Origin of the sequence: Leptospira langatensis, assembly GCF_004770615.1 — a bacterium.
Lineage (GTDB): Bacteria > Spirochaetota > Leptospiria > Leptospirales > Leptospiraceae > Leptospira_B > Leptospira_B langatensis.
Genome location: NZ_RQER01000001.1, coordinates 267,363 through 282,992, shown reverse-complemented (window position 1 = coordinate 282,992; position 15,630 = coordinate 267,363). Strand labels below are relative to the sequence as shown.

At 46.5% G+C, this 15,630-nt stretch carries 15 protein-coding genes and 1 tRNA gene; 6 read left to right on the top strand and 10 right to left on the bottom strand.

Going from position 1 to position 15,630, the window contains the following annotated elements; genetic code table 11:
- Positions 1 to 95: 95 nt before the first annotated feature.
- The 5 genes from EHO57_RS01220 to EHO57_RS01200 form a co-directional block, all read right to left on the bottom strand.
- On the bottom strand, positions 96 to 2,360 hold the full coding sequence (locus EHO57_RS01220; protein WP_135646964.1) for an alpha-hydroxy-acid oxidizing protein: 2,265 nt from the start codon (positions 2,358 to 2,360) through the stop codon (positions 96 to 98).
- Positions 2,357 to 3,511, bottom strand: a complete 1,155-nt coding sequence (gene mnmA, locus EHO57_RS01215) for a tRNA 2-thiouridine(34) synthase MnmA (protein ID WP_135646963.1) — start codon at positions 3,509 to 3,511, stop codon at positions 2,357 to 2,359. Before mnmA ends, EHO57_RS01220 begins: the two co-directional genes overlap by 4 nt.
- The gene (locus tag EHO57_RS01210; RefSeq protein WP_135646962.1) at positions 3,504 to 4,475 is read right to left on the bottom strand and encodes a pepsin/retropepsin-like aspartic protease family protein; all 972 of its coding nucleotides are present in this window, start codon (positions 4,473 to 4,475) and stop codon (positions 3,504 to 3,506) included. The genes mnmA and EHO57_RS01210 overlap by 8 nt, the downstream gene beginning before the upstream one ends.
- Before the next feature lie 71 nt (positions 4,476 to 4,546).
- Positions 4,547 to 4,777 (bottom strand): hypothetical protein, encoded by a 231-nt coding sequence (locus EHO57_RS01205; protein ID WP_135588777.1) that lies wholly within the window; start codon positions 4,775 to 4,777, stop codon positions 4,547 to 4,549.
- 66 nt (positions 4,778 to 4,843) lie between these two features.
- A complete protein-coding gene (locus EHO57_RS01200; protein WP_135646961.1) occupies positions 4,844 to 5,908 on the bottom strand; it encodes a sensor domain-containing diguanylate cyclase in 1,065 nt (354 codons plus the stop codon).
- A gap of 202 nt (positions 5,909 to 6,110) precedes the next feature.
- Between EHO57_RS01200 and EHO57_RS01195 the strand changes: the two genes are divergently transcribed.
- Positions 6,111 to 6,183 (top strand) — tRNA-Met (locus EHO57_RS01195).
- Positions 6,184 to 6,298: 115 nt separating this feature from the next.
- On the opposite strand, the gene proC is transcribed toward EHO57_RS01195, so the two are convergent.
- Genes proC through EHO57_RS01180 form a run of 3 tightly spaced genes read right to left on the bottom strand, consistent with a single transcriptional unit; the run spans position 6,299 to position 8,452 of the window.
- The gene (gene proC, locus EHO57_RS01190) at positions 6,299 to 7,081 is read right to left on the bottom strand and encodes a pyrroline-5-carboxylate reductase (RefSeq protein ID WP_135646960.1); all 783 of its coding nucleotides are present in this window, start codon (positions 7,079 to 7,081) and stop codon (positions 6,299 to 6,301) included.
- On the bottom strand, positions 7,078 to 7,743 hold the full coding sequence (locus EHO57_RS01185; protein ID WP_135646959.1) for a YggS family pyridoxal phosphate-dependent enzyme: 666 nt from the start codon (positions 7,741 to 7,743) through the stop codon (positions 7,078 to 7,080). Before EHO57_RS01185 ends, proC begins: the two co-directional genes overlap by 4 nt.
- Before the next feature lie 13 nt (positions 7,744 to 7,756).
- Complete coding sequence (locus EHO57_RS01180; protein ID WP_135646958.1) at positions 7,757 to 8,452, bottom strand: hypothetical protein; 696 nt, start codon at positions 8,450 to 8,452, stop codon at positions 7,757 to 7,759.
- 105 nt (positions 8,453 to 8,557) lie between these two features.
- Between EHO57_RS01180 and EHO57_RS01175 the strand changes: the two genes are divergently transcribed.
- Positions 8,558 to 9,301, top strand: coding sequence for a flagellar filament outer layer protein FlaA (locus tag EHO57_RS01175; protein WP_210410063.1), 744 nt, complete (start codon positions 8,558 to 8,560; stop codon positions 9,299 to 9,301).
- Here EHO57_RS01175 and EHO57_RS01170 read toward each other — a convergent pair.
- Positions 9,273 to 9,890, bottom strand: coding sequence for an HAD family hydrolase (locus tag EHO57_RS01170; protein ID WP_135646957.1), 618 nt, complete (start codon positions 9,888 to 9,890; stop codon positions 9,273 to 9,275). The two genes, EHO57_RS01175 and EHO57_RS01170, sit on opposite strands and share 29 nt — an antisense overlap.
- Positions 9,891 to 9,896: 6 nt before the next feature.
- Here EHO57_RS01170 and EHO57_RS01165 point away from each other — a divergent pair, with 6 nt between their 5' ends.
- Together EHO57_RS01165 and nadE are read left to right on the top strand one after the other, a co-directional pair.
- Positions 9,897 to 11,141, top strand: a complete 1,245-nt coding sequence (locus EHO57_RS01165) for a 3-deoxy-D-manno-octulosonic acid transferase (protein ID WP_135646956.1) — start codon at positions 9,897 to 9,899, stop codon at positions 11,139 to 11,141.
- 344 nt (positions 11,142 to 11,485) lie between these two features.
- Positions 11,486 to 13,378, top strand: a complete 1,893-nt coding sequence (nadE, locus tag EHO57_RS01160) for an NAD(+) synthase (RefSeq protein ID WP_135646955.1) — start codon at positions 11,486 to 11,488, stop codon at positions 13,376 to 13,378.
- A gap of 12 nt (positions 13,379 to 13,390) precedes the next feature.
- On the opposite strand, the gene EHO57_RS01155 is transcribed toward nadE, so the two are convergent.
- A complete protein-coding gene (locus tag EHO57_RS01155; protein WP_135646954.1) occupies positions 13,391 to 14,095 on the bottom strand; it encodes an LIC_20245 family lipoprotein in 705 nt (234 codons plus the stop codon).
- Positions 14,096 to 14,209: 114 nt separating this feature from the next.
- On the opposite strand from EHO57_RS01155, the gene EHO57_RS01150 reads away from it, so the two are divergent.
- Positions 14,210 to 14,878 carry an LIC11073 family putative lipoprotein gene (locus tag EHO57_RS01150; RefSeq protein ID WP_135647254.1) on the top strand — a complete coding sequence of 223 codons (669 nt, stop codon included), beginning with the start codon at positions 14,210 to 14,212 and terminating at the stop codon, positions 14,876 to 14,878.
- Entirely contained in the window at positions 14,875 to 15,621 is a 747-nt protein-coding gene (rsmI, locus tag EHO57_RS01145; protein WP_135646953.1) for a 16S rRNA (cytidine(1402)-2'-O)-methyltransferase, read from the top strand. The genes EHO57_RS01150 and rsmI overlap by 4 nt, the downstream gene beginning before the upstream one ends.
- Positions 15,622 to 15,630: the final 9 nt, after the last annotated feature.

The window sequence follows — 15,630 nt, the reverse complement described above, 5'->3', positions numbered from 1 at the left end:
GCAATTCGCATTATATTCTACTAATGCGTTCGGGGGACGCAAGGATATGGATTTCACCAATTTGCCTCGAATTTTCCGCGAGTAGATAACGGGTGTTAGGAAATCTCTTCTTCCTTCTTCTTGAAAATAAATTCTTTCCTAATTTCGGAGATCTTAGAGACACCTACCGTATTCATTGCCTGAGAAAGTCCTTCGGTATATTGGCTCACCAAGTATCTGACCCCGGCGACTCCTCCCCCTACGGCAGAGATGGCCATAGGCCTTCCTACTAAGACTGTGTCCGCTCCCAATGCGTGCATTTTGAATACGTCCGCGCCGCTTCTCACTCCTCCGTCCACGCAGATCGGGAATTCTTTTCCAAGCGCCTCTCTGATCTTAGGAAGAACTCTCGCGGTTCCGGGCATATCGTCTAAAACCCTTCCTCCATGGTTGGAGACTACGACCATATCGGCTCCGGCTTCTTTTGCAAGTACCGCATCTTCCGGGCTCATGATCCCCTTGATGATGAAAGGAAGTTTGGTATAAGATCGAATTTTAGAAAGAGCATCCACTCCCCGTGTGATAGAAGGGATCTTTTTTTGTACAAGGGTCTTGAAGTTGACTGCGTCGATATCCATTCCAAGAGCAAGAACTCCTTGTGCCTCCGCCTCTTGGAACCTTTCTCGGATGAGTCCCTCGTCCTCTCTGGGCTTGCAGATAAGTACCCCGGCCCCGCCAACTTTTTTGAGAGCTTCTAGGATGATCAGATATTTTTCGGGACTAGCCCCATCGCCTAACCAGGCCAAGCTGCCGGAAGCAAGGCAACCTTCGAGTAGTACAGCAGCCAAAGTGTATTCGTCCATGGCTCCGCTCATATTCGTGATGGCTCCGGTCATCGGAGCGCACATAAAGGAAGTAGAAAGACTTCTGCCTAGGAAATTCGTACTAGTATCCGCTTGCACATTGTCCCGGATATATCTAGGTAGAATGGAATACTCTGCCAACGCCTTCGAATTGTCTTGGAAGGTGAGCATTCTTCCCACTCCCCCCATTCCTGGAACTCCGGAAGCGCAATCTGTTCCGTCGCAGACTTTGCAAACCCAGCAGATCTCTTTTCCGAACCGGATCCTAGCGTTAGCTGCAATTTCCTTTTCGGAAATGGAATACAATTCGTCGGAAGTGAATTTAACAGTTTCTAATACTTGGGAGAAGATACTCTCCGCCTGAGAGAGTGTATCCGCTGAAATAATTACATGCCCCGTCTTCTCTATATTATTCGTGGGTTCTGGGATTACGTCCCCGATCTTATGGAGAAGATAGATATCCGTTACGCCTTCTATCTTCTTCGCTTCCTCTAATCCTTCGATAGAGAGAAGTTTTCCTTTGGGCGCGAGCAAAGCTCTCTCGATAGAGACTCGATTGAATAGAGGATCTAGATTATCGGGTTCTTCTCCGAGTGCGATCAGAATGGCCGCTCGATTCAAATTGATCCCGCTGGAAAGAGGAAAGGTAAATGCGGACATGAAACCGCCAGATAAACGAGCTGCGATCTCGCCCACCTTCACTCCTGTAGGAGTTACCTTGATATCTCCTTTTCCGGCGCCTCTGCGAATTCCAAGAGCCTGCATTCCTCTAAACATCACATCTTCGATCTCTTTCTGCACGGAAAGAGGAAGTGCCGAAGGCATATTATGGCCCATCTCTATAAAATAAGGTTCTCTTTCAATGATCCGGTCCGCAAGACCTGTGATCCTAAAATTCCCATCCCAGGCAAGAGCATCTACGGAGACTTCCGGACCAGGCATATATTCTTCTAGGATCATTTCGCCTGTAGGAGAATATTTCTTTGCATGCTTGAAGGCAGCCTGCAATTCTTCGCGATTGTTGACCTTGACCACTCCTCTGGCACCCATATTGTCCGCAGGCTTCATGACCAAAGGGAATTGTAGGAACTCCAGCGCATCGCGAGTATCTTGGATGCTCCATACAGGCGCAAAGCCGGGAATAGGAACTCCCGCTTTCTTTAGCCTCTCTCTCATCTTTACCTTATTGGAAGCCGCTTCCGCATCAACGAAACGGATCCCAGGTAGATCGAGAGCGTTCGCCACTGCTGCCACAGTCATACTTGCGTCCGTTCCTGCGGTAATCACTCCGTCAATCTTAGTAGTGGCGGAAAGTCTTTTGGACTCCCTCACCATTCCTTCGATATCCTTGGTGGACATGATCATAGGAAGATCACAGATCTTTAATCCCGGAGCCTCCGGATTCATGTCTGCCACTACGGTCCGAAGCTGCATGGTCTTTGCGGTTTGGATGATCGGGACCTGCAATAGCCCCCCGCCTATGATTAGAATCGTCTTGCCGGCGATCTTTTTACTCACGGGGAAACGGAGGCTCCCACATTAGAATCTTCTAATACGGTTAGATCCGATCTTTCGTAGGTAACCACGCTTCCTTTACGGATGATGCCACCTGCGAGCAGATACGTCTCGTTTACGGGATAAAATACTGCAGATTGGCCTGGAGCAACTCCCTTCACTTCTTCTATCGGAAAGACACGGACGAGATCTCCTTCTCGGACGACCTTGGCGCGAATAGGCTTAGATCTATAACGGACCTGCACCCTGCATTCCGTTTCTTCTTTTCCTAACGCCGGAGCCCAAGCCTGTAAATTCAGGTCTTCGACTATAAAAGATTCTACGAAGGTTTGCTTTTCTTCTCCCAGGACAACTGTTCCGTCGTCTTGGATAGAAATGACGTATAACGGAGACTTCCAGGAAACGCCTAGACCCTTTCTTTGGCCTATGGTGAAGTTTTCCTTTCCGGTATGATGACCGATCACTTGCCCGTTCTGTAATGTAAAGGCTCCGGGAGTGAAGTCTATATTCTTCTTCGCTAAGAATTTCCTGTAATCGTTCTCAGGAATAAAGCAGATCTCTTGAGATTCCGCCTTCTCCGCGACAGGAAGTCCCATTCTTCTCGCGATCTCGCGCACTTCAGGCTTGGTCATTCCGCCTAAAGGAAATACAGTATTCTTTAGATTTTCTTGAGAAAGACCGTAGAGATAATAAGCCTGGTTCTTGTTCATATCTTCCGCGTTAGCGACCGCATATCTACCGTCTACCTCTACGATCCTTGCATAATGGCCGGTAGCTATTTTATCGATCCCTAATGCAGAGGCCTTGTCAAATAAGGCTCCGAACTTCACGAAAGTATTGCATTCCACACATGGATTGGGAGTCTTTCCTTCCTTATAATCGCTCACGAAACGATCGATCACCTTCTCTTGGAAGAGCTTCTCCATTTTGATGACATAGAAGGGAATATTGAGAGAGAGACCTACATCTCTTGCATCACGGATATCCTCGGGAGAACAACAGGATTTTTTAGTGGTATCGCAGGCGGGGACCTCGTATTCCCAAGTGCGCAGGTTGACCCCGATCACCTCGTATCCTTCTTCCATAAGAAGGCCCGCGGTAACCGCACTGTCCACACCCCCACTCATTGCTACGATGATCTTTCCCTTACTCATCTGTTTCCTTTCCTACTATACCAATAAGACTCCTTTTTGTGTCCAAAAGAATTCGATAGTTTTCCATCCAATTCCGGCCCAGAATCCCTACGATCCCCTTTCTATAGTCCCAATGAAGTGCGTCCGGGGGAATGCCTCCGGGAAAAACCTCCAGTTCAGGCAAACAAAAGCCCAAACCCTCATACGAATTCTTCACAAAAACGGGACAGAACGGTTTCAGGATGCGGATCTTGGCATTCAACTTCCCGCCCCCGAAATTATACACACTGGCATCCTTTCCTTCCGAGTATTCGGTAGGATTATCGCCTTGGACAATATCCCAATCTAAGACACTATACTCCGCTCCCGTGTCCAAGATCCAAGATTCCTTACGGATGCCGGGAGGACGCAAGAGGACCGCAGTCGGTTGCCCGGATCTCAGAAGCATTGGAAATAAATTTTCTTCTAAAAAACCCGGGACGACTTTGGAAGAAGGGGACTTCCAAATAGATACCCGATCCGGAAGTTCCAACTGAATGACTAGCCCCATGAACGCATTCATTCCCAAGATCCCATTGACTCTCAGTTCCTTCGGAAAGTCATGAGAGAAGAATTCCACATTCTCGAAAGTCTTCAACCCTCCCGCAAATAGATCGCTATGCATGGCCCTGCGGACCGACTGCACCGCTCCTCCCGGAAAACTGGCACTTAGGAATTTGCGAGGGGAATTTTCCGGAACATATTCATCCTCTAAAAAGGAAACGAAGGCTCCCGTATCGATCAGGAATCGAAGAGGTTCCCTTCCCTTCTCCATGGAAAGAATGAGAACGGGAAGATGATCCACTTCCTTCAAAGGCAATCGGATCCAGGCTCCTCCCCCTTCCTTCTCGTAATGAATATAACCGGAGAAAAGATTTCTGAAATCGAAGGAAGAGCAGCCCAGATGAAGGGCAAACAGGAAGATAAGAAAAGCACGAGGGAGCATATTATCTTTTTTTAAGGAAGAAATATGAGAAGAGCCGGATTTTCCCGTATAGCAAGGAAAATCCGCTTAGATCAGATAAGTTTTTTAATGCAGCGGGAATTCGGACAACGAGTATAATCGATCACGCAGTCTCTGTATTCGATCCCTGTCATCGTGTCCTTTGCCTTGTATTCTATGAAACAAGAATAAGGAGAGAAATCGAATTCTTCCCGGCCGAGAGCCCTGTTCCGGATCCTCTTTCCGAGTTCTGCCTCTTCGATCTGGTTGATATAGTAATGGTCCAGCTCTAGATGTCTTTCCATGCTAGAGGTTTCGGCAGAATATCCGATTTCAATGAGGCAAAGAAGCCTCTAAAAACGGGAAAAAACTTAATTCTCTACGGGCACTCGGAAGGGGATCGTGCGGTTCTTGCCAGAGTGTTTAGCCTCATACAGGGCCTTATCCGCTCTTTCGATCAGATCCTTATTATTCCGGTCTGTCGTCCAAAACTCGGAAACTCCTATAGAAAGAGTCACCTGGAAGTCCGGTCCCCCATTCGGATTGGGAATCGAGCTGGCCTCTACCGCCTTGCGTATTCTTTCCCCCATTTCAAAGCCGCGTTTTAGATCGGCTCCAGGCATGACTAAACAGAATTCTTCCCCACCGTAACGAGCGGCGATATCATGTTTGCCTGCACTTTGGATGAGTCTTCTTGCGACCTCGATAAGCACCTGGTCGCCCGCTTGGTGACCGTGAGTATCGTTGAATTTCTTGAAATTATCCACGTCGGTAAATAGAAGAGCAAGATTCGCTCTCTTCTTGCGACAACGTTCCATTTCTTCCTTCAACTTGGTTTGGAAATAATGATGCACCTTCAAACCGGTCATCATGTCCACTGTGGCAAGCTCGTACAGTCTAGAATTCTCTACCGCGATCCCAGCCAGAGTAGAAAGAGTGGTAAGGAAGTCTCTGTCTTCTTCCATCCATTCTCCCATGGTGATCTTTTCTCCCAAAAGAAGAAGTCCGTTCACTTTTCCTTTTGCGTTCAGAGGAATGATCAGGTCTCCACCGATCCTGCGCAGGAACTCCAGCTCAGGACTTAAGCCCATGGCCTCCTCCACCTGATCGGGAGTCATCGCCTTCAATTTGGTTTCCAAGAATGTGATCAGAGGAGCATCCGTCTTGATCTTGAAGCCAGCATCATCCTCGGCTAGATCGAATCCTTTAAAGCTCGGCTCCAACTCGAAATAATTCGAGTCCGCCTCCGGAGCTAGAAAGATGGCTGCGCTCAATGTTTGCAATTGGGCGAGGCAAATATTTAAGATAGCATCTATTAGATACTTATAATCAAGTGTGGAATTAAGAGCCTTACTGATCTCAAGAAGTTGTTTTTGATCGTAGATCTTCTTCTCGTAGTACTCGATCATTAATGGATCATTGTCTTTTCCGATCAAGTTGGAATCTCCCAGTGCTAAATTGAAAAGATTATTCTATTTCGCTAAAATCCGTTTCATTCGTTAACGGACTTTCGATCTAATATTTGAAGTCGATCCGCACGAGGTAGTAGCATCAAAAAGCTTTCCTCAAGGAAATCAAACTCTTTTTACTTTTTCAATTGACTTTAGGCCCAGGTTGAGGAAACATGGTTTTAGACGCCGCGCGGTGGAGCAGCCGGTAGCTCGTTGGGCTCATAACCCAAAGGTCACAGGTTCGAATCCTGTCCGCGCTAGAGCGTTTAATTTCCTCTTACTTTCTCAAAAGTAGACAAAGAGACGTTATAAATCTACTTTTTCTACTCTTTCTATTTCAAAAAAGAAATAAACTTCCGTCCTCTATAATCCTTTTTACTTAGTTCCTAACTCTTTTGACCTTTCTGCAGCTCGTTTAACTGCGGAGATAACGGCAAAAGGGAAATTGTTTTTTTCCAACTCTTCCAACCCGGCGATTGTAGTTCCTCCGGGAGAAGTAACTTTGTTTTTCAAAACTTCCGGATGCGCCTCGGAATTTTGATCCAACTCTTTGGCTAAAAGTTCCGCACTTCCTAAAACTGTTTGGATAGACAATCGTAAGGCTTGGGAATAGGTAAGACCGGAGGCCACTCCTCCTTCTGCCAAACTTTGGATAAACCTAAGTACGTAGGCAGGTCCGGATCCGGAGAGACCGGTGACCGCATCTAATAGATCTTCTTTGGCGAGTTCCACACAATAGGAGATAGTCGAGAAGATCTCTCGCAGGTCCTCATACAATTCCTTGTCTCCGTAATATCCCAAAGCCCCTTTCTCTATCATAATAGGAAGGTTCGGCATGATACGGACCACCTTAGAACCGGCTGGCGAAGAATTCCTTAAAGTATGAGTGTCTATTCCCGCTACCACAGAAAGTATATTCTTCGGTTTTTCGAGAGAAGAAAGGGTTTTGGCAGCATCTCCCGGCTTCACCGCGAGGATCAGGAGTTCCGTCTGATTCTGAAAGGATTTCCAATCGGATTCAAGATCTATCCCTTCGGCTCTTTTTGGATCCAGGAAGGGATCATAACCTAACACGGAGAAATTCCTGTTCTTGAGAGAACGATAGATCGCTCCTCCCATATTTCCGCATCCTATAATTCCGATCTTAATGTTCTTCATGATCTATCTCCGAATATTGCAGTTCCAATTCTCAGGTAATCGCTTCCTTCTTCTATCGCGATTCTATAATCTCCCGACATTCCCATGGATAATTTTCCTTCCGGTAGGAACTCCTTCCTGATATCTGCCAGTTCACGGAAAACTCTTCGGGTAATCTCCGGATCCCCGGAACTTGGCCCCATGGTCATCAGACCTTCTAGCTTACAGTATTCTCCGGAATAGTCTTCCTTGTTTTTCAAAAGTGAGATTACTTCTTCTCTGGAGAATCCGGACTTACTATCTTCTCCCGTTAGATTGACTTGCAAGAAATATCGCAAGGTCCACTTCTCTCTTTCGATTCGGGAAAGAAGTTCGTCTAGGACCTTCTTAGAACCCAAACCGTGAGCAAATGAAAACATCCCCGGATACTTTCGGATATGAGAGGATTGCACGGGACCAATATGATGGAGTATGAAATCCTTTCCCGCAGCTCCTAGGTCCTTGAACTTTTCAGAACCTTCTTGGACTCGGTTCTCTCCGAAATGCAAAACTCCTCCGGCAAGCCCTTCTCTTACTTTGGATTGGGGTTGGAACTTAGAGACTGCAATCAGGATGGGCGGCCTTTCCGAATGAAAGGAGGCAATCTCTTGTATTATGGATTTATAATTTTCCGGGACTCCCACGGTCTTAGACGAACTAATCTTCTTTCGACTTCTTCTTTAAGGTCGAAACTTCATTTTCCAGGATCTCAACTCTCTTTTTCAAGGAAAGGTTCTTTGCCTTGCGCCTGGAAGAAGAAGACTTCACTCCCAGTTTTTTCTCCAAACGGCCCACTCTCTTTTCCAAAGAAGAGAGTTTCGCTCCTAGATTCGAATGATGTCTGGATCTAGTATAATGTCTTTTCTTACGAAGATGTTTCTCTTTTTTGGGTCTGGGAACATCGTCATATTCTATCTTATCTTCTCTCACCTTGGTTCTTGGAGAGTCGAAGGATTCCTTGGGAGGAGTTTCCTTACTCTCCGCAAGCATTTGGTTGGATCTCTCCGTCGACTTGGAAGAATGAAGGCTGTCCTTCTTTTCCGGACCTAAACCGGGCATCTCATATTCAGGTTTAGGTTGGGCTTGAGTGGAAGGCTCCGCTAAGTTTTCCTTAGGCTTAGGAGTCTCCGAATCGAAATTTGGGGTTTGGTTTAGATCCTTTCCGTTAGGCATCTCATCCATAGGAATGATAATCCTTTCGTTCTGGCCCTTATCCTCGGTGGCAACAGTATCCTGTTTTTCCTTGTACCAGGAAGCGATCTTGTCCTTCTGCAAAACGATATAAACCGCCAAGGATCCGAGTAAAAGGATCAAAAGGCCGCTTAATAGAATTTTCAGAATATCCCGGTTCATACAATACCCGTCACCTTTGTTTAGTATCGGCTTCACCGGACCCAAAATTGGCCAAAAAACGAGGCCTCTCTTACGGAATCGCGGAAATCTACCGAAACATCTAGGGTGACTCGTGCACTTTTTGTCTCTATCTTTTGCCTGGTGTTGGAGTTCCTACCTGGCATCCTATGGGCTCCTCCTGTCACTAGGGATAGAGACGAATCCAGTAGAGTGTTGCAACTGGAAAAAGTACTCGGAGACTGGAAGCATTACAATCTTTTTCTAGTGGATTCCTTCGAAGGAGAAAGACCTTGGGAAGTATATAGAGGAGTCTCCTTCTTAAATAGGATCGAATACGTATCTCAGGTCCCGAACTCACCCGCATTCGTCCAGGAGAAGAAACTGTACAAGACCTCTCCCGAAGAAGAATACAGATCCATGATGGTCCAGACCTTCTTCGAAAATCCAAAGCATGAACATCTGGAGATCCGTCCCAAGGAAGCGATCCGTTTACCGATTGGAATTCCTGTGCGAGTATTTTTCTGGGCATATTCTTCGAATCATAATGTGGTCTTAGAGATCGTATTCAATCAGAAGAAGTCGAAAGAGATCGTACTGGAATTAGGAGATCTCAAGTTCGATGGATGGAAGAGAATGGAGGTGAAGTTAGACATTCCTGTAAGAAATATCAGGCTCAATCAGTCTCTTCGCTTTCCTTTGGAAGTGAGCTCTATTCGGATCAAGCCAAGCCCTTTCCAAGCGAAGGGAGAATTCTTCTTTTATCTAGACAGGTTCGGCATACTTATCGATAGCAGAGAAGAGGCCTATCCGGGAGCGGAGGTCAAAGACAATTGGGGTACTGCTCTTTAAGGAATTCCTTAAGTTCGTTCGGCTTCTTAGGATTGAACTTAAAAGAGTTCCAATTCATATAACCCGCGACTTCCACGTTGGTCGCGTTATCGTCCACGAACACATACTCTCTTCCCGGATGATCCGTTTCGATCCATTGGTAATATTCCTGAGCAGGTTTGCGAACTCCCATTTCACAGGAGAAATACATTCCGGTTAGAGAATGAAGTAACTCTCCTATCTCTTGGAATTTCAAGATCTCCTTGTACCAAATGGAGTAATTGCTCGCAAGAAGGACCTGAAATCCCTTCTCTCTTAAACTCTTTACGATCTCCACAGTTTCCGGGATCAAATCGATTTTGGAGAACATCTTGTTTTTTAGGTCCTTGGGATGAGGAAGTCCCTTGTCCTTATGGGAATCCAGATAAAAACGATCAAAAAATTCCTCTTCTTCAATTCTTCCCATTTCGAAATCCAAGAAGGCTTGCGTTTCTCGGCCTTTCCTAAATTCTTCCCACTGATCTCTAGGAAGAAGAGTTCCTAGAGCCAAATGAAAGGGATCCTTGATCAAGGTGTCCATTAAATCGAAGACGAAGAGCGGAGATCTCATACCACTATGCTTATTATCTATCGGATTTTGACGATCCTTCTTTGGCCTTGGGTCGTACTTTTATCTATTCTAGTGCCTTCTCTTCGAAATTTCGTCCGAACAAGAGAAGAAGACAAAAAGAGGATCCGAAACTTCCAGTTCATAGCGGGATCCAAGAAGGTAGTTTGGTTACACGCCGCTTCCGTCGGAGAGTTGGATCAGTGCAAAGCGCTCGCACAAGTTTATAGGAAGAAGGAACCGGAAACGTTCCTGATCCAAACTGTTTTCTCCGATTCGGTACGAGATTCTAGTCTGGAAGCATTTCCCGCAGATCTCAAGTTCCGACTTCCTTTGGACTTTCCGTGGAGCTATCGATCTATCTTTCAGAAATTCCAACCGAAAAGCCTGGTTCTCATGGCTTGGGATCGTTGGCCGAACCTTCTACTTGCTGCAAGAAAGAGAAAAGTGCAAACCGTTCTCGCCTCCGCAGTGATCACTGTCCCTAAGGGAAGATTCAAAAGAGAATTCTACAAAACGGTTTTCTCTCTCTTTGATAAGATCCTTCCCTCTCATAGATCCGGAGAGGAAAAATTCAAAGAACTCTTAGGAAATGCAGCTTATATAAAAACCTTAGGAGATTCCAGATTCGATTCGGTGATCCAAAAGATAGAATCCGGTGCCAAGGAATTCAAACGGCCCAAAGACTATCCCTTCTCCAGAGTATTCTTACTCGCATCCACTTATAAGCCTTGCGAGGATCTACTTCTTCCATTATTAAACGAAGAAAGTCTGAAAGATACCGCCTTCTGGATCTTCCCTCATAAGACGGACCCGCAAAGGATCCAAGAGCTGGAAACTACATTAAGATCTTATAAAGTAGATTATTCCTTATATTCCCAAAGCCAATTCGAGACAGCGAGATCCAAAGTGATCTTATTCGATGTGCTCGGGATACTTGCGCATGCGTATCGGGCCGGGGACTTCGCCTATATAGGAGGAGCTCTCCATAATCGAGTGCATAATGTGCTCGAACCTGCGTATTTCGGGTTACCGCTCTTGAGTGGACCAAGGATCCAGCATGCTCCCGAAGCCTTGGAACTCAAAAATCGAGGAGGACTCTTTGTCATTCAAACCAAGGAGGAAGTCTTAGAGGTTTTGGATCTCAGCTCGGAAAGAAGAGAAGCCATCCATTTCTCCAACCGAGAATTCGTGGAAACCGGAAGAGGGGCCGCAGAGAGGATCTACGAGGAATTGGAATCGGTTCCAAGTTAGTGGGAACTCCTGTTGATCTAGTGTGGGAACTATTAAATTCCAGTTGCAAGAATTCAGTTTTTGTGATATAGAGCCGAGGAGCCTCTCCCACTAACGCACCCACCTCCACCACCCGATGAGGGTGGGGGCCATTTTAATTTAAATTCCTCCTTCGATTGAATTCAGCTTGCCAATTTCTTCGGCCAACTCGTTTGCCTTTGCTTCGCTCCGTCACCCTTTGGGAATCTTGCTCTCTACGGGTTGCTCGATTGGGTGGGGGCCATCGAATCCTCATTCCACCAATCACTTGTCATACCAATTTTATTCTTTTCTCCACTCCTCCCCCGTCCCAGACTGGGGAAGAAATGTCCATCTACCGTTGCACAGCAGTTAGCCTCCATACGACCGCCCTGGATTTCAAGGGAAACCGAGAACGGATTCTTTCCGCGATCTCTGCCTGCGACTCTTCTTCTTTGATCTTATTTCCAGAACTTTGCATTTCCGGCTATGGTTGCGAAGACGCCTTTTACTTCTCCTGGGTGTGGGAACATTCCTGGAAAAGCTTGAAAGAGATCGCAAAGGCAACGGCAAACAAAACCGTGATCGTGGGACTTCCCTTCTTCCAAAGCCCGTATCTATTCAACGTATCTGCCGTCTTACAAAATGGAAAAATCCTGGGACTCGTCCCGAAACAAAACTTGGCCCAAACAGGCGTGCATTACGAAAACAGATGGTTCGCAAAGGGAGAAGAATCCAGAAATTACGCACTTACTCCGGACGGCACAGAAATTCCTTTCGGAACTCTTCTGTTCGAAAGTCCCGATTTCAATTTCGGAATAGAGATCTGCGAGGATTCTTGGGTCCAAACCCGTCCCGGCCAATACCTGGTCGAAGCAGGAGCGGATCTGATCCTTTCTCCGGGCGCCTCCCATTTTGCCTTAGGAAAACAACAGATCCGAAAGAAGATGTTCTCCGAATCTTCTCGCAATTCATCTACTGCAATCTTGTACGCCAACTTAAACGGGAACGAGTCCGGACGACTCATCTTCGAAGGAGCCTGCCTAGGAATTCTGGATGGAAACATCTTGGAAGAAGGTCCCAAATTACATTTTACGGATTTTGAATGCACTCATTTAGACCTGAATTCTTCCCAGCTCAGATCGAATCGATCCAGGAATTTCAGATCCTCAGGCACTAGAGAATTCAGAACCAGAGGAAAGGGTCTGCAAAGAATTGCGATCTCTTCTCTCCCGAAAACTTCTCCGAAACCGATAACGAAATCTGTTGTTCGCAGTGAGGATCGATTCGAGGATTTCACAAGAGCGACAGCTCTCGGGCTATTCGACTATTTACGAAAATCTAAAACGAAAGGGTATACGCTTTCCCTTTCCGGAGGAGCGGACAGTGCCGCCTGTGCTCTTCTTGTAAAGGCGGCTATTCTTCTTTCCGACAAAGAACTCGGTTCGGAATATTTGGGATCCATCGGGATCGATCGAAAGAACCTACTCTTTACTTTGTTCCAAGGAACGGAGAATAATTCGGAAACAACAAAGAATTCCGCCAAAGAGCTCTCCGAAGAATTAGGATTTCCTCATGCTGCTATCAGTGTGGATTCTGAGGTAAGTTCTATGATACAGAAGATCTCTTCCGTAAAGGGAATCGTTCCGAATTGGAAGGACCATAATCTTGCACTCCAGAATATCCAGGCTCGTGTTCGTTCTCCTTTAGTTTGGTTGCTTGCCAACCTGAACGGGCATCTTCTTCTCTCTACAGGGAATAGAAGTGAGGCGAGCGTAGGATACACCACCATGGATGGGGACTCCTCCGGTTCCGTGGCTCCACTAACAGGAGTGAGTAAGGAGTTCCTTCTTACCTGGCTTCATAATGTGCATGAGGGGAAGGACCCGATCCTTCCTTCGATCCGGGCCTTGGGAGGGATCCTAAATTCCAAACCGAGTGCCGAACTAAAACCGCTTTCCGAAAAGCAAGAAGATGAGAAGGACCTAATGCCCTATCCTCTCCTACAAAAATTGGAACGCAATTTTGTGTTCTTAGGAAAGGATCCGGAAAATCTATTGGAGTCCGGCGAATGGAAGGATGAGAGCCAGGCCAAGGACGGAAAGAGTAAGTTCCTGAAATTATTCTCCGCAAGCCAATGGAAAAGAGAAAGGCTTCCGCCTTCTTTTCATTTGGATGAGTACGGATTGGATCCGAAATCCAGTTTTCGTTTTCCGATCTTGAGTGAGATCCGATTCTAAGAAAAGTTCCTTCTACAGCCCAGCTTGCTCGAAGGCTCTTTGCTTGTCCTTCTGCACTTGGTCCAATTGCTGGATCATGGTTTGCTGTATATTCTCGAGCTTCTTTTCCTGGTCCGGATCTCCTGAGCCTTTTTGGATATCCACTAGATATTTCACGATCTCTAATCGGTCCTTGGATTGCTTCTCCATAAAATCGTAATAGGTTACGATCTGGTCCTTGGATGCTGTCCTGCCGAGAACGGCTCTGGTTGCTTCTGAAACTCTTTGCTCTAACGCTTTTTTCTGTTCCTTCTCCGCTGGAGTCATACGACTCGGAAGAAGGGAATTGTTCGGGAACTTCTCTTTTAACTGCTGAAAACGATCCATCTCCTCATTGGTATATGGCTTTCCAGTTTGAGGATTGACCGGGTTGTTCGCATCGGATTCCGGTTGCTTGTTCTCTGTTTGAGCAGTATCCGCCTCCCTGTATTCTGCCTTGCCGGCTGTGAAGAAAGAAGACTCGAATAAGGATTTATCCGCGGAGGTCCTTCCTCCATTCGAAGCTCCGGAAGAAGAGGAATTCATTCCTCCTCCAAACAAACCTGCCAGAGCATCCGCTTCTCCCTTTTTGGACTTGGGGTCTGCAGTTTCGTCATCCGTCCAAAATAATATGGTCAATGATATAACCAGAAAAACGATAAAGCCGCCGACGAAGATCAGTTTGCGAATGCTAGTCACGGTAAGAATCCCTTATTTTTTAGTTGTAAGACCACTCCAAAGACGAATTCTATCCTTGTGGGTTCTAAATTTAGAGTCTTACAAGCCTGGCTTAGGAGCAACCTAAAAAACCGAATCCTTGCGGCCGTTTTCTGGTCCTTGGTTCCTCTTTTTTCCTTTTGCGGGATCAACACGGATGTGACTCAATCCCCGTACGTATTCGTTACCCCAGTTGCAGTTCCTCAGATCTTTAGTGTTATTCCCCTTTTCGACAATATAGATCCGCATAAGCCGGAATACAGTCTGGGCTATTATATCACGAACGAAGAACCTCAGTTTGTAGGTTACAATCTGTATATCACTTTTGCGATCCCTTCTGCGGGAGAGACCTTAAGTAATTCCAATTTGTATTTGGAAAACGGAGTACAACCTTCCTTCCCTGCTTTGGCAGTCCAGGCCTCTACCGCAAACATCACTACTCATACTGTCGCGAACCTGCAACCATATGCTCCGGTGCAGCTATTCCAGAAATGCGAAGTATATACATTCACTCTGCGTGCCTTGCTGAACACAGGGATCACTTCGAATATGTCCTCTCCGGTAACTCGATGCAGTACTACCTATCCGGATCATTGTGGCACAGACACGAGTTGTAATCCGAGTGCTTGCACTGTGAGTTCCTGCTCTGTTTCTATTAGGGATTCCTGCCCTGTGGGAACTGCTTGTAATCCTTGTACAAAAGGAAATCAGGCCACAGGTTGCCTCTGCCCTTCCGGACAAACCCCACCCGGCTGTAACCTATGACGACTCCGGAAGGAGATCCTAGATTTCAGATCCAACCTGGAACGGCCTACGTGGTCGCAACTCCCATCGGCAATTTAGAAGATATCACTCTTAGAGCCTTACAGGTACTGAAACAAAGCGATGTGATCTACTGTGAGAATGCACAGCATAGCCGAAGACTTCTGCAAACATACGGGATCAACACTCTGGCAAAGACATTGTACAAGGATCAATCCGATCGGCCCTTCTCTGGGATCATCCAAGACCTAAGAGCGGGAAAAACCTTAGCCTTAGTTTCCGATGCAGGAACTCCAGGCGTCTCCGACCCTGGCTCCCAACTCGTTCGGGTATTGAGAGAAGAAAAACTCCCCATCGTTCCTGTGCCAGGACCTAGCGCACTCACCGCTATGCTCTCTATTTCGGGATGGCAGGTGCAGCCTTCCGTCTTTCTTGGCTTTCTCTCGGAGAAGAAGCAGAAGAAAAGAAACCAATTGAGGGAATGGGAGTCCTTTGAGGGAGCCATGGCTCTCTTTGAATCGGTGCATAGGATCAAGGATACTCTGGCAGCTCTGAGAGAGGTCTTTCCTTCTTCTCCAATGCTACTCGGAAGAGAGCTCACCAAGATCCATGAGGAAATCCTGAAAATCGACCCTTCCCAGGATCTGGAGACCCTGAAATTCCCTGAAAAGGGAGAATTTGTCGTATTAATCTATACAAATCCTAAAAAAATGCTTAACGGACGTGTCGGGGATACCGATACTTAGGAGTGAGAG

Coding starts and splice junctions, on each gene's coding strand:
- proC (WP_135646960.1), bottom strand. CDS start 7,081: ATGAAGAACATTAAGATCGGAATTATAGGATGCGGAAATATGGGAGGA.
- mnmA (WP_135646963.1), bottom strand. CDS start 3,511: ATGAGTAAGGGAAAGATCATCGTAGCAATGAGTGGGGGTGTGGACAGT.
- nadE (WP_135646955.1), top strand. CDS start 11,486: ATGTCCATCTACCGTTGCACAGCAGTTAGCCTCCATACGACCGCCCTG.
- EHO57_RS01170 (WP_135646957.1), bottom strand. CDS start 9,890: ATGAGATCTCCGCTCTTCGTCTTCGATTTAATGGACACCTTGATCAAG.
- EHO57_RS01210 (WP_135646962.1), bottom strand. CDS start 4,475: ATGCTCCCTCGTGCTTTTCTTATCTTCCTGTTTGCCCTTCATCTGGGC.
- rsmI (WP_135646953.1), top strand. CDS start 14,875: ATGACGACTCCGGAAGGAGATCCTAGATTTCAGATCCAACCTGGAACG.
- EHO57_RS01180 (WP_135646958.1), bottom strand. CDS start 8,452: ATGAACCGGGATATTCTGAAAATTCTATTAAGCGGCCTTTTGATCCTT.
- EHO57_RS01205 (WP_135588777.1), bottom strand. CDS start 4,777: ATGGAAAGACATCTAGAGCTGGACCATTACTATATCAACCAGATCGAA.
- EHO57_RS01165 (WP_135646956.1), top strand. CDS start 9,897: ATGCTTATTATCTATCGGATTTTGACGATCCTTCTTTGGCCTTGGGTC.